The organism is Streptococcus sp. 2106 (genome assembly GCF_013277315.1).
Lineage (GTDB): Bacteria > Bacillota > Bacilli > Lactobacillales > Streptococcaceae > Streptococcus > Streptococcus pseudopneumoniae.
Genome location: NZ_VMMS01000049.1, coordinates 1 through 15,551, shown reverse-complemented (window position 1 = coordinate 15,551; position 15,551 = coordinate 1). Strand labels below are relative to the sequence as shown.

Here is a 15,551-nt window from a genome sequence, read left to right as displayed (position 1 = left end):
AACGTAATCGGTAACCGATGACAAAAATAGTATACCACAATAAATTTATATCATCAAGGTCACTTAATGCTTGAAATATAGGGTCTAGGCGACAAAGTCTTTAAAATCAGAAAAACGTATAGTATCAGATGTATAAAAGCTTGATGTTATATCAATTAAAAAAGTGGATAGGAAAGTTTTCTGATTATCAGAATTCCTTCCTATCCACTTTTTGAAGATTGTAAGTTAACCTTAGTTTATATAGAATCAGCTTATTTGTTTTATTTATTAAAACCTTGCAAAGCCTTTTGGCGTTCTTCCACTTGACCTTTAGCATCCAATTTATTGCCAGCGTAGACAGCTGTTTCCCATGATCCGTACATTGGATTTGGGAAGATGATGAATTTTTCACCGAATTCTTTTTGCAATTCTTCAAGTTGTTTATCACGGTCAGATTCAGAAATCTTCGAAAAATCTGCAAAGTCTACGAGGTTATCACCAAATAGTAATACTAGATTAGTTTTCTCTTGAACTGCTTGGCGACGCCCTTCTTTGGATTTTACACCACTTTCTAAGAGCATGAGGTGATCACGCCCTTGTACAGGGATTCCTTCGTTTTCTAGATTTTTAATCGTAGCATCTATTTGATTAACTGAGCGGTCAGAAATATAGTAAATTTGGATGCCGTTTTGATTGGCAAATTGAAGAAACTTCTTGGCTCCTGGGACGGCTTTTGCTGCAGCTTTTTGAACCCAAATATCCCAATTTTCAGGTGTGAATGCTGTTCCGTCTTTGATATTTTGAACTTGATAAGGACTATTATCTAAGACTGTTTCATCTAAGTCCAAAATGATTGAATAAGGCTTGTCTGATTCTGTTTTCAGTAATTCCTTTAGACGATCTGTGGCAACATTATAACCTTGTAGATACAAGGCTTTGGTTTCAGCTGATTTTTGATACCAAAGGGTTGACATAGTATTTTCTCTTGACCGTAGTTGGTCATATGTCATTGTAATCTGATTATCAGATGAGCTCTTATTGCTTGTCTGTGTTTCTGTAGACTTTGTTGCACAACTAGATAATAAGACGACAGATGCAAGTGCAGAAAGGATTGTAACAGTAGTTTTTGCTGATTTCATGAAATATCTCCTATTCATTAATTTCATAAATAGTATATCACGAGAGAAAAGTTAAGGCAAGTCATTCTCTGACTATGGATGAAGATTCTATAGAAGTTAATGCAGTGAAAAAAAGAGATTACTAACTTGAAATGCAGTTTCACCTCTAATTATTGACATTTCAGGAAAAATCGCAGTAAAAACGGCACAGCCTTCTTTAAATGTGATATAATACTAGAAAAATACTTGTGGAGGTTCCATTATGGCAATATTTTTCATGATTTTTCTGATTGTTTGTGTGCTCCTATTGGTGATAGTCACACTGAGTACAGTTTATGTGGTTCGTCAGCAGTCGGTGGCGATTATTGAACGCTTTGGGAAATACCAAAAGGTTTCCAACAGCGGTATTCATATTCGCTTGCCTTTTGGGATTGACTCGATTGCAGCACGCATTCAGTTGCGCTTGCTGCAAAGTGATATTGTGGTTGAGACCAAGACCAAGGACAATGTGTTCGTGATGATGAATGTAGCGACTCAGTACCGTGTCAATGAGCAGAGCGTGACAGATGCCTACTATAAACTCATGCGTCCAGAATCTCAGATTAAATCTTATATCGAAGATGCCCTTCGCTCTTCTGTTCCAAAATTAACCTTGGATGAATTGTTTGAGAAAAAAGATGAGATTGCCCTTGAAGTTCAACACCAAGTAGCAGAAGAAATGACCACTTACGGCTACATTATCGTGAAAACCTTGATTACTAAGGTGGAGCCAGATGCAGAAGTTAAGCAATCCATGAATGAAATCAATGCGGCGCAACGCAAACGGGTCGCAGCGCAAGAATTGGCAGAAGCCGATAAGATTAAAATTGTCACTGCAGCTGAAGCCGAAGCAGAAAAAGACCGCCTTCATGGTGTGGGGATTGCCCAACAACGTAAGGCGATTGTGGATGGATTGGCAGAATCTATCACCGAACTCAAGGAAGCCAATGTTGGCATGACAGAAGAACAAATCATGTCCATCCTTTTGACCAACCAGTATTTGGATACCTTGAATACCTTTGCCTCTAAAGGAAATCAAACCATCTTTTTACCAAATACTCCAAATGGTGTGGATGATATCCGTACACAAATCTTGTCAGCTCTTCGCGCTGAGAAGAAATAATAGACTAAAGAGCTTGGCAACAGGCTCTTTTTGCATTGCGTTTATTAAGAAAAACAAAAAATATTGATATACATTTATACTCAATGAAANNAACCATACCTACGGCAAGGCGACGCTGACGTGGTTTGAAGAGATTTTCGAAGAGTATTAAATAAAAATTATTGTATGTTGTTGCCCTTAACTTGGAATGATAAGGGAATAACTAGAAAGATTTGAGAATATAGACTATTTCTGATATACTAAATATACAGTAATAATGAATGATGGGAGATGGGATGAAAGAATTTCAATTTGAGAGAAAGCAGCGTTTTTCTTTGAGGAAATATGCAATAGGAGCTTGCTCGGTCTTGCTAGGAACGAGTTTATTTTTTGCTGGTATGGGTGCTCAACCTGTACAGGCTACCGAAACGACTTCAACACTAATTTCAAGTCATTATTTGGATGAGCAGGATTTACCTGAAAAGCTAAAATCTGAGTTGCAATGGTTTGAAGAAAATAAAATTGAGGTAAAAGAGGGAAAAGAATACTATTTTGTCTATCGAAAATTGGCTACAAGATTACCAGAAACAGGTCTTTTTTCTAATGATGGGATGTTTATCTTGGGAGCAGGATTATTATTGCTTTCCTTCACTTTAATCAAGAGAAAAAAGGGAGCGTCTTACTTCCTTGTGACCGTCTTTGCTGTTGGTGGTTGGGTAGCATCCATCTCTGCTTTAGAAAATTTGGTAGAATTGCAACCAGCCCTTGTTAAGAGAGTAGAAGGTCAGTTTCTACCAAGTCCTGAAAGAGTCCAAGGATACGAATTTACGGGATATTATTTGGTAAGAGATAGTGCTAGTAAGGAACTTTCTGTTGATAAGGTAGAGTCGCCAGCATTATCTCAAAAGGAGGAAAGTTCAGAACCTCAATCTAAGAAGATTGTACCACAGACTGCATCTCATTTTAGCTCGACTGAAGACCTTGTGCAATCTCCTCAACCATCCTACGCAGTTGAGAAAATTGTTGAAGCTCCTGATGAAATGGTGCCTATAGGGCCTAAGGAAGAAGTTGCAGGAAATCCCAAAGTAGAACAACCGAAAGCAGAAGATAATAGTGATTATAAAACAAGTCCTGAGGAAGGTGTGTTAAATGCCACAGTAGAGAAACCAGAATTGCTAATCACTACAGAGGAGGTTGTTTTCCAAACGATAGAACAAGAAGATGCAACCTTAGCTAAAGGGCAAACTAAAGTTGTTCAAGAAGGTGTTGTTGGTGAACGCACCATCTATACGGAAGTCACTATCGTTAATGGGGAAAAATCTAGCAAAGTTATAGAAAATATAGTCACAAAAGAGCCGGTGGACAAGGTGATTGCAGTTGGGACTAAGGAAGAAGTTGAACCCAAATCTGAGGAAAGTAGACCAGTTCAACCTGAAAAAACTCCAATAGTAGAGAATGAAACAGAGAAAAAACCAGCTGATGGAATAGGACAATCAAGACCAGGAGCAGAAGAAACGCCGGGTACAGAAGCAAGACCGGGCGAGAAACAAACACCTGACAAACCAGAATCCGAGCTGAAGCAACCAGATCCAGCAACCTCAGCCATGGAATCAGGGGGCGAGGAGAATCAAACTCATGCCCCACAAGGTACTGAGTCTAATCATCCATCTAAAGCAACTGCTGAGACCAAAGATTCTGAGCCAGAAAGCCCAGCCATGGAATCAGGGGGCGAGGAGAATCAAACTCATGCCCCACAAGGTACTGAGTCTAATCAACCATCTAAAGAAACTGCTGAGACCAAAGATTCTGAACCAGCAATCCCAGCCGTGGAATCAGGGGGCGAGGAGAATCAAACTCATGTCCAACAAGGTACTGAGTCTAAGCTACCATCTAAAGAAACTGCTGAGACCAAAGATTCTGAACCAGCAACCCCAGCCGTGGAATCAGGACGCGAAGAAGATCAATCTCTTGCGGAACAAAAGGGTGAGGAGAAACAGCTGGAGAATTCAGTTGAGGGGGTAAAAGATGTTGGTGAGTCTGCCCCACAAGGTACTGAGTCTAATCATCCATCTAAAGCAACTGCTGAGACCAAAGATTCTGAATCAGAAACCCCAGTCGTGGAATCAGGGGGCGAGGAGAATCAAACTCATGCCCCACAAGGTACTGAGTCCCAGCCACCATCTAAAGTAGCTGCTGAGACCAAAGATTCTGAGCCAGAAAGCCCAGCCATGGAATCAGGGGGCGAGGAAAATCAAACTCTTGCCCCACAAGGTACTGAGTCCCAGCCACCATCTAAAGTAGCTGCTGAGACCAAAGATTCTGAGCCAGAAAGCCCAGCCATGGAATCAGGGGGCGAGGAGAATCAAACTCTTGCCCCACAAGGTACTGAGTCTAATCATCCATCTAAAGCAACTGCTGAGACCAAAGATTCTGAACCAGCAAGCCCAGCCGTGGAATCAGGGGGTGAGGAAAATCAAACTCATGCCCCACAAGGTACTGAGTCTAAGCAACCCTCTAAAGAAACTGCTGAGACCAAAGATTCTGAACCAGCAACCCCAGCCATGGAATCAGGACGCGAAGAAGATCAATCTCCAGAGGTCAACCCAAGTCAAGGAAACGAACCAGCTCCAGCTGTTCAGCCTGAACCCTCAGCTCCCCAAGAGCAACCAACTGTCCCAAGTCCAGTAATGAAAGAAAAAGTACTGGACTATAAAACAATCTATACAGCATCGCCAGCTTTAAATTACAAAGAGCAACGAGTAGAAGTAGCAGGCGAAAATGGTAAGGAAGTGACAACTACTTCTTACAGTTTTGATGAAAGTACTAGGAAAATAGTAGAAAACACTTCAACAAAGATAGAAAAACATCCAGTAGATAGAGTTGTTAAGGTTGGAAATGTAGAAGAAACAACCTCAACAACCAAAAGAGGTGAACAGTTTGTTGCGGATGAGTCACTTGATAAAGGTGTCAAAGAAGTCAGAAATCAAGGTCAGGACGAAGAAACGACAACAATAAAAGTTTACAAAGTAAATGAACAAACAGGAGACTTGACTGAGCCAGATGTAACGACAAAAGTCGCTAAGCCAATGCAAGCGAAAATAACGGCAGTAGGAACTAAGTCTAAGGTTGAAATAAAGGATACTCCGTTTGAAACACGATATGTAGCAGATGAGACGCTAAGTTATAAGGAAAAAGTAGAAACACCAGGTGAAAAAGGGCGTACAGTATCAACTACAACATACACAGTAAATCAAGAAACAGGAGCTATCTCAGAAGAAACTACAACAGAAAACACTCCAGCTAAAGACAAAATAGTAAAAGTTGGAAATGTAGAAAAGATCGTGTCACCTATAGAAATCACCGAGTTGAGAAAAGATAACCCTGAACTTCCAAAAGGAAAAGAAGAGGTTGAAGATGCAGGTGAGCAAGGGGAAACAACCGTCACTAAAACTTATGAAGTTAATCCGGAGACAGGAGAGTTAACAAATCCAATTGAGAAAACTGAAATAACTAAAGCTATGCGACAAAAAGTAATCTTGGTTGGTACTAAAGAAGACACTCAAATTCCTCAGACCAAAGTAGAGACCAAAGCTGTTCCTTATGAAACCATTTATGAAAAGAATGAAGCGCTAGACCACGGCGTTACAAGAGTAAAAATTTCGGGTGTTGAGGGACAAGAACAAGTTACTACTACCTATACCAAAGATCAAGCAAGTGGCAATATTTCTGAGAGTAAAACTGTCAAAATAGTAGCCAACAAAGTTGATCAAGTTGTAGAAGTTGGAACTAAACCGAGTGTTGAAACCACTGTCCTATCTCATAAAATGATCTACCAGGTGAATCCTGCTTTGGAGTTCAGACAAGAGGAAGTAGCGGTTGCAGGGCGTGATGGTTCGGTGGAAACTAGGACGACTTATCAACTAGACCAGGCAACAGGTCAGGTGACGGTATCTGACACCACTAGACAAGTAAATCCAGCAGTCGATAAAGTGATTCAAGTTGGTAATGTGGAAAAAGTAATACAACCGATTGCTGTTACTGAGGAACGAAGAGAGGATTCTTCTCTTGCTAAAAAGATGGAAAAGGTAGCCTCTGAAGGAGAAGTTGGTGAGAATACACTGACCAGAACCTACGCTATCAATGAACAAACTGGTGAATTGGTTAATCCTCGAGAAGTGAGTCAAATAACAAAACCAATGAAACCGAGAGTTGTTTTAGTTGGTAGTCAGGAGGATAAACCACACATCCTTCCAACAAATAGTGAGAGAGAAGATGCTGTGGATGTGTCTGCTCTGACCACAAGCGCGAGGTCAGTAGACTTCTTACATGACAGTAAACTAAAAGCACAGTTAGAGCCTACCTATGATCCTCGAGATATTACCCTGCGTAAAATCTTTCTCAGAAAAACACAACCAAATATTACTGACCAAGAGGTCAAAGATATGTTGCGCATAGAGTATCTTCAAAAACTGTCAATCCAAGAAAGCTTTGATCAGACGAAGAGGCAAGCTGAGTCAAGTTTCAAAAAGATTGCCTCGCATACATTAGGAATTATAGGAGATACCCCTAAAAATCGCAGCAAGGTCAAACAAGAGCTGGAGCAATACAAAGAGCAGATTTTGTTGGGACTGTCTTATATCAATCGTTTTTATAATATTCAATTTGGGGACACGAATATTCGTGATATTCTGGCCTTTAATCCAAGTTCATTTGGCAATAAGACAATGACAGCCTTGGCTAGTTTGAAAAAATTAGGATCCATGTCTTATGAAGAGATGAAATTGACCAATAGTCCTCAAACATTTACAAAATATTTATCGACTATCACCGGTAAGGCTAGCTTGAAGGAATTTTTAGACAGCAATCGCCAACTCTTTATGTCAGATGATGCGGATACCTGGCTTAAAAAATCTAGCCAAGCTATGATTGTTGAAAAACCATCTAAGGAAAATCCTTCAGCGCATGTCGGGCTGTATAGCAAGTTGACAGCTGGGGAAAAGGATCCTCGTAAACAAGAGGCTAATATGGCTGCTATTTTGGGACTTTTGAATGTGAAAGAACCAAATGTTTACGTGATTAGTAATATGGCGACGATTACTTACGGTAATATTGGTTCCTATATAGATACTTCTCTCGCCCAGTCTAATCCAACTAAGTACCAGGCTGAGCTTGCTAGAGTCAAGTCTTTAATTGAAAAGGCGGCTGTACAACAAGCCAACTATGTTGATACTCTTTATCGTATAACAAAACCAGAAAATCGTGATAAGTTGCTGACAAATCGCTTGATTATTGATACGATGAAGAAATATACAAGTAATCCGAATGCCCAGATTGATAGCACTTGGTCACCAGCTGCTGGTAGTGGAGCTGATAAGGGGGTCGACCAGTTTATGACTCCTATGAATTACTATTCTCCAGTAAGTAAGGTGGGAGCTGAGGCTAATGGATTAGGTGTCCGTTACTTTATAGATAGAGTTCTGGATGATAGAGGTTCAGCGACTTATTCTCATGAAATGACGCACTTACTAGATAGAACGGTCTTGTTTAATAATCACGGTCGTCGAGATGGTACAGCCGCAGAGTTTTATGCGCGTGGTATTTTTGAAAACTCCTATAATCCAGAAAAGGATACTTATTTCAATCTCAACTTTGTATATGATGAGAGTGATAAGGATGGATTTTACAATAAGACACCTGATCGATTTAAAACGGCAGAAGATTTGCAATCTTACATGAAGGGAAGTTTTGATGTCCTTTATACTCTAGATTATCTAGAAGCTGAGGCAACGAAAAATCTAACTGATGAAGAAAAAACTAAATATTTCAAGAAAATAGTTCTGATTAGTTCACCATTTAGAAGATGGATAGATTATCGTAATACAGTAATTCCAGCAACTCATAAGAGTGAGGAGATTCAAGCTCTGACCTTAGAAGATGCCAAAAACTTGACAGATATTGATAGTTTAATTGACAATCATATCCTGGTCAATCGTTATATCATTGCTGGCTTTAAGGATAAAGGTAAAATTGCACCAAATGGTTACTATACCGTTGATATGTTTGATACCATTTATGGTGTTAGTCAAAATGACTCTGGTATGAGTGGGGACATCACCTTTAGAAAACAAGCCTTTGAATTGATGGCTGCTTTGGGCTACTATGAAGGATTTGTTCCTTATGTATCAAATCAGTTTAAAGAAGAAGCTGAAGCAGAGGGAGTACCGTTATCAGATAAATATATTTTTGATAAAATTCTAGGAAAAACATATGCTGAGTTCAAAAAAGAGCAAATAAATGAGCGTGTTGAGAAATTAGGTAAGTTAACACCAATTACTATAAATTACAACGGAAAAGAAGAAGTGATTGATAGTAAAGAAAAATTACAAGAGCTTATGAATAAAGCTGTTAAAGAGGAACTTGCTCAAATAAAAGCAGGAAACACAACAGCTCAGAAATTTATGTTTATCGAAACACCCGTTCAAAAACTGAAAAAAGCGATTTATAAAGCTTATCTCAAAGATTCAGATGACTTTAGACAGTCGATTTATAATAGCTAAGACAAAAGGAACATCTCTCTGGAATGAACATTCAGAGAGGTGTTTTTTGCGCTCTTGTAAGGTTTGACCTTGTTTCTTGAAAATGACAGTTTATATGAACATGGAGTGATTTTCAGACTTTTCCACAAATTATAGAATCTTTTCTGAGGATTTAGGGAGTGATAGAGGAAATCTTGAAAGCGCTTTTGTTTTGTGCTATAGTCAAGTAAATCGAGTCGTTTAAAGAGGAATGCTTGTATGAGAAGAGAAGAAGTTTTACGAAATCACTGGTTTTTTAGTCAAGAGGTGGGGAAAGAAGATGCCTTGGCGCCGGATTTTCAGAGGGAAAATTGGCAGGCCATTAAAGTACCACATGACTGGAGTATTTACAATGATTTTGACCAGTACTCGCCAGCGCAAAATGAGGGTGGCCAGCTAAATGGGGGTCAGGCATGGTACCGGACGCAGTTTTACTTGGAAGAAGATGCCAGTCTTGTTTCTGTGCGTTTGCTCTTTGATGGGGTTTACATGAATGCCCAAGTCTATATCAACGGGCAAGTGCTGGGCTATTATCCCAATGGCTATACACCCTTTTCTTATGATATCACCCCTTATCTAAGAAATGATGGGACGGCCAACCAGCTTGCGGTTTTTGTGGAAAATAAGCAACCTAGCAGTCGTTGGTACTCTGGTAGCGGTATTTATCGAGAAGTAAAATTATTGATGACAGATTCGGTGCATCTGGATTTGTATGGGATTACGATAGCAAGTCCTAAGCTAAAGGAACAAAGAGATGAATGGGTGGAAACTCAGCTTACAAGTAAGGTTTCAAATGATGGGCCTCAGTCCGTGTCGGTGTATTTGGAACAGAGTATCTGGTATGATGGCCAACAGCTGTCAGACTGGCAGGCGACAGACTCTCTAGTGATTGAAGCTGGGGACAAATATTCTTTCCAACAAGCCATATCAATTTTCCAACCTTTGCTTTGGGATATTGATCATCCCCACATTTACCAATTGAAGACTCGCCTTTACAAAAATGGCATTTTGGTTGATGAAGAAGAGGAGACTTTTGGTTACCGTTATATGGATTGGCAAGCGGATAAGGGTTTCTTTCTAAATGGTCGCTGGTTGAAGATTCATGGGGTTTGTTTGCACCATGACTACGGAGCGCTGGGAGCTGTGGAAAACAGGTCAGCTGCCGAGAGACGCTTGCGCCAGATGAAGGAAATGGGCGTCAATGCTATTCGAATCACGCATAATCCAGCCAGTAGCATTTTACTGGCTCTAGCTGCCAAAATGGGGCTACTCATCCAAGAAGAAGCCTTTGATACCTGGTATGGAGGCAAGAAAGAATATGACTATGGTCGCTTTTTTGAAGAAGAAGCGACTCATCCAGAAGCGAAAGCAGGCGATTTCTGGTCAGATTATGATTTGCGTACCATGATTGAGCGTGGCAAGAACAATCCAGCGATTTTTATGTGGTCCTTGGGAAATGAAGTCAGCGAAGCAAATGGCGATGCTCATTCATTGAAGACGATCAAACGCTTGCTGGGAAGGGTTAAGGAAGTGGATGATAGCCGTTTTGTGACCATGGGAATGGACCAGTTTCGCTTTGGAGATGGGTCTGGGGGCCATGAAAAGATAGCCGATTTGCTGGATGTGGTAGGCTTGAATTACTCGGAAGACAATATTGACGCGATTCGTAAAAGACATCCCAAGTGGCGACTTTACGGGTCTGAAACCTCATCGGCTACAAGGACGCGTGACAGCTATTTTCGCCCAGATAAGGAATGGGTTGGGGATAATCGCCGCGTGCGGAATTTTGAACAGTCAGACTATGGCAATGATCGAGTTCCTTGGGGGAAGACAGCGACGGCTTCTTGGATAGCAGATCGAAATCGGCTAGACTATGCGGGTCAGTTTATCTGGACAGGAGTGGATTATATTGGTGAGCCCACTCCTTGGCACAATCAAAATGACATGCCTGTAAAGAGTTCCTATTTTGGGCTTGTGGATACGGCAGGGATTCCTAAAAATGACTATTATTTCTATCAAAGTCAGTGGTTGGACCTAGATCAGTATCCCATGGTTCATATCCTACCCCATTGGAATTGGGAAATCCACAAGAGTTATCAACAAGTTGTGGATAAGTATGGGGATATCCCTGTTCGAGTGTATTCAAATGCCCGTTCTGTAGAGCTATTTCTCAATGGAAAATCCCAAGGTAGGAAGACCTTTCAGGAAAAATGGACTTCAGACGGTCGAAGATACCAGGAGGGACAAGGTTCTGACCAGCTCTATCTAGAATGGCGATTGGCTTATCAACCGGGAGAATTGCGTGCTGTGGCCTATGACCGTCAAGGTCAGCTTGTGGCAGAAGATAGGGTGGTGACTGCAGGTAAGCCAGCCAAAATCGGGCTACATGCTGAGAAGACAAAACTGGAGCCAGATGGGCAAGACCTCCTCTATCTCTATTTTGATGTATTGGACAAGGATGGAAATTGGGTGCCGACTGCTTCCAATCAGCTTCATTTTGAAATTGGAGGCCCTGCTCTTATTGTAGGTGTGGATAATGGTAGGCAGGCCAGTCGTGAACGTTACCAAGCCCAGAAAAATGGTCGGTTTAAGCGGAAAGCCTTTCATGGCAGAGGTGTCCTCTTAGTTCAGAGCTTGGAGCGGGTAGGTCAAGTGAGAGTAAAGGCCAGTGCCAGAGGGCTAGAGCCGGCAAGTTTCGATCTCTTAGTGGGAGAGGCTTTGGCTACCCAACCAGTGAAAAATCAGCGCTTGTTTGAGATTCGAGTGAACAAGCAGGCAGAATTACAAGAAGGGGATTCCCCAGCCATTGGACTTTATCCACAAACTGTGGATAACCCTGTGAACAAGGTGGGGAATAGTGAAGTGATTTGGGAGATGAGTGGCAGTGCCCACGCCATTATCAAGCAGGGAGTGCTTCATTGCTTGTCTGCAGGCGACTTGGTTATCAGTGCTATTTATCAAGGGAAAACCTATCAAACTCATTTGCAGGTGGCAGAAAATACCTCACTAGGGCAAGCAGTTTCTGTACGACCACTTCGCTTATATACAGATAGGGGAACTTATCCACAGCTTCCATCTTCAGTCTTGGTGGACTATGAGTCTGGTAGTGCAAAACGAGTCAATGTTGTTTGGGAGGCAATCTCCGAAGAAGATATAGCAAGCTTTCATGAGTTTACGATATCTGGCCAGCTTGAAGGGCTGGATTTAAGGGCTTCTGCTCAGGTTTGTGTCCAAGGGATTTGTGCTATTGAGTCTGAAAGGGTTTGGACTCTTGTCAAGGAAGCCCCACACTTACCAGACCGAGTCAAGCTAGTCTTATCAGATGGCAGACGAGATACGGTCAAGGTGACTTGGGATGAACTCGATCCTCAAGTCTATGTTCAGGTAGGAGAATGCGTTCTCACAGGGCAGGTAGCGGGCTGTGAGTTGCCAGCAACAGTCACCATTCATGTGACAGATGCCAGTGTAGATGGGGAAGTCATTTCCAATCAATGGACAGGATCCAACCTACCTCTGGTCTTTGCTTCCCATTCAGAGCCGAATCACCCAGCCTCATATCTCAATGACAAGGTTATTACTCGGAAGAAATCGATAGCCAATACTTGGATTGTCAAGTCAGAGCAAGCCAGCGTGGGCATTCTTTTTGGAGATGCAGGGATTTTAAAACAGCGATTTGTAGATAACGTGACCTTGTATTATGTTGAAAATCAAGAATATGTGGCTGTTGAGCCGACCTTTATTGATTATTACATAGGGAATGAGCCTACTTTACCTCGGACTCCCAACCATTTGGATAAGGATTCCCTGCTCAAGCAAGAGGAAAATTGGCGGCCTGTATCAGCTATCCGAAAAGTGTCAAGCGACAAGGATGAGGAGCTTCGTTTTGAATTTGACAAGGTGGAAACCTATGCCCTGCGTCTTCGATTTGAAGGCTTGGCAAGCCCTCTAGCCTTAACAGAATTGCAAGTACATGCCAAAAAAGTAAAGAAAAATGTAGATAGGAAGTAGTATGGTAAGAGAAATAAAACCGCATGGGCCCTTGCCTAGTCAGGCTCAACTAGCCTATTTAGAGGATGAACTAGCAGCCTTTATCCATTTTGGGCCTAATACCTTATATAACCAGGAATGGGGGACAGGTCAGGAGGATCCTGAACGCTTTAACCCGACACAGTTAGACGCACGTGAGTGGGTTCGCGTGCTCAAGGAAACGGACTTTAAAAAGTTAATTTTGGTGGTCAAGCACCACGACGGCTTTGTCCTCTATCCGACGGCTCATACAGATTATTCGGTTAAGGCTAGTCCTTGGAGGAATGGAGAGGGGGACTTGCTCCTTGAAGTATCCCAAGCTGCCACAGAGTTTGATATGGATATGGGGGTCTACCTATCACCCTGGGATGCCCACAGCCCCCTCTATCATGTGGACCGAGAAGCGGACTACAATGCCTATTACCTGGCACAGCTGAAGGAGATTTTATCAAATCCTGCCTATGGAAATGGAGGGAAATTTGCTGAGGTCTGGATGGATGGTGCCAGAGGAGAGGGCGCTCAAAAGGTCAATTATGAATTTGAAAAATGGTTTGAAACCATTCGTGAACTGCAGGGCGATTGCTTAATTTTTTCAACAGAAGGTGCTAGTATCCGCTGGATTGGCAATGAACGAGGGTATGCAGGTGATCCACTATGGCAAAAGGTGAATCCTGATAAACTAGGAACAGAAGCAGAGCTGGACTATCTTCAGCACGGAGATCCCTCGGGCACGATTTTTTCAATCGGTGAGGCAGATGTTTCCATCCGGCCGGGCTGGTTTTACCATGAAGAGCAGGATCCTAAGTCACTTGAGGAGTTGGTCGAAATCTACTTTCACTCGGTGGGGCGAGGAACTCCACTCTTGCTTAATATTCCGCCGAATCAAGATGGGCTCTTTGATGCAAAGGATATTGAACGTCTCTATGAATTTGCGGCCTATCGCAATGAGCTCTATAAAGAAGATTTGGCTCTGGGAGCTAAGGTATCTGGTCCAGCTCTTTCCGCAGACTTTGCTTGTCATCATCTGACAGATGGCCTTGAGACCAGTTCTTGGGCAAGCGATGTAGGCTTGCCTATCCAGTTAGAACTCGACTTGGGAGCGCCTAAAACTTTTGATGTAATTGAGTTAAGAGAAGATTTGAAGCTAGGGCAACGAATCGCTGCTTTTCATGTGCAAGTAGAGGTGGATGGTGTCTGGCAGGAGTTTGGCAGGGGCTTCACAGTTGCTCATAAGCGCCTCTTGCGAGGGCCGATAGTAGAGGCACAGAAGGTGCGCGTGATGATTACAGAGACACAGGATTTACCTGTACTGACCAAGATTTCCCTCTATAAAACTCCTAGCTTATCAAAAAAAGAAGTTGTTCAGGGATTAGCATTTGCAGAAAAAAGCCTAGCTGTGGCAAAGGGAGAGACTCTTCATTTTAGGATTGAACGTATCGAAAGTAGTACTCCTTTGGAAGCTAAGATTTCGATTCAACCGGGGACAGGTGTCCATGGTGTCGTCTATCAGGACGAGATTCAAGTCCTTCAATTCCAAGCTGGGGAAAGCAAAAAAGATTTGACCATACCAACCCTGTATTTTGCTGCCGATAAGACCTTGGATTTCTATCTGAATCTGACTGTTGATGGACAGCTGATTGATCAAGCTCATATTTTAGTTGAAACGAGATAAAATATCTTAACAACTCATTTCTTTTCCGAATAAATAGATAGTAGCAGTGAATCTAGTAAACCTAGATTTAAAAATGTGCTATAATGAAAGGAGAAGAAATATGACATTACGTCATCCGGGCATTAGCCCAACTAATGACTTGGTTGCTAAGAAAATTTTCAGCAACCCAGAAATCACTTGTCAGTTTATTCGCGATATGCTGGACTTGCCAGCCAAAAATGTGACCATTTTGGAGGGAAGCAACATTCACGTCTTGCCTTCCCTGCCGTACTCGGCACAGGATTTCTATACCAGTATAGATGTTTTAGCTGAACTAGATAATGGCACTCAAGTAATCATTGAGATTCAAGTCCATCATCAGAATTTTTTCATCAATCGCCTGTGGGCTTATTTGTGTAGTCAGGTCAATCAAAACCTAGAAAAAATTCGCCAACGTGAAGGTGACACCCACCAGAGTTACAAACACATTGCACCAGTATACGCTATCGCAATTGTGGACAGCAATTACTTTTCAGATGACCTAGCTTTTCATAGTTTTAGTATGCGCGAGGATACGACAGGTGAGGTTTTAACCATCACCAATAATGGACAAGAAAATCATCTGGTTAAGATGGCGTTCTTGGAACTAAAAAAATACAGAGAAACCAGCAAAGACGAGGTTCGCAAGCCGTGGTTGGAGTTTTTTGGTAATAAGCCCTTTACTCAGGAACCCGAGCGAGCCATCAGCCAAGCAGATCAACTGCTGGACTACAAGAGCTGGTCCGAGGAGGACAGGGAGATGTTTAGTGAACAACGCAGACGCGAAGAACAAGCCTTGCTAGCGCAGGACTATGCCTTGGAACAAGCTGAAGAAAAAGGGTTGGAGAGAGGTCGTGCAGAAGGTCTTGAACGTGGTCGAGCTGAGGGGATTGAACAGGGCATCGAAAAGGGTTTAGAGCGTGGACTTGAACGTGGTCGTGCAGAGGGGATTGAACAGGGCATCGAAAAAGGTTTAGAGCGTGGACTTGAACGTGGTCGAGCTGAGGGGATTGAACAGGGCA

General features: G+C 42.1%; 6 protein-coding genes. 5 read left to right on the top strand and 1 reads right to left on the bottom strand.

Translation table 11 applies throughout. The features are described from left to right. Positions 1 to 260: 260 nt before the first annotated feature. Entirely contained in the window at positions 261 to 1,118 is an 858-nt protein-coding gene (locus tag HT723_RS06215; RefSeq protein ID WP_023937667.1) for a 5'-nucleotidase, lipoprotein e(P4) family, read from the bottom strand. Positions 1,119 to 1,359: 241 nt separating this feature from the next. Between HT723_RS06215 and HT723_RS06210 the strand changes: the two genes are divergently transcribed. The 5 genes from HT723_RS06210 to HT723_RS06190 form a co-directional block, all read left to right on the top strand. Next, entirely contained in the window at positions 1,360 to 2,259 is a 900-nt protein-coding gene (locus HT723_RS06210) for an SPFH domain-containing protein (protein ID WP_000963957.1), read from the top strand. 275 nt (positions 2,260 to 2,534) lie between these two features. Then, entirely contained in the window at positions 2,535 to 8,795 is a 6,261-nt protein-coding gene (locus HT723_RS06205; RefSeq protein ID WP_172934855.1) for a ZmpA/ZmpB/ZmpC family metallo-endopeptidase, read from the top strand. Positions 8,796 to 9,032: 237 nt separating this feature from the next. Then, positions 9,033 to 12,821 carry a sugar-binding domain-containing protein gene (locus HT723_RS06200; protein WP_172934854.1) on the top strand — a complete coding sequence of 1,263 codons (3,789 nt, stop codon included), beginning with the start codon at positions 9,033 to 9,035 and terminating at the stop codon, positions 12,819 to 12,821. Between the two features lies 1 nt (position 12,822). After that, positions 12,823 to 14,511: an alpha-L-fucosidase gene (locus HT723_RS06195; RefSeq protein ID WP_172934853.1), complete on the top strand. Its 1,689-nt coding sequence runs from the start codon at positions 12,823 to 12,825 to the stop codon at positions 14,509 to 14,511. A gap of 100 nt (positions 14,512 to 14,611) precedes the next feature. Continuing rightward, the coding region (locus HT723_RS06190; RefSeq protein WP_240154953.1) for an Rpn family recombination-promoting nuclease/putative transposase at positions 14,612 to 15,551 on the top strand (940 nt) is incomplete at its 3' end.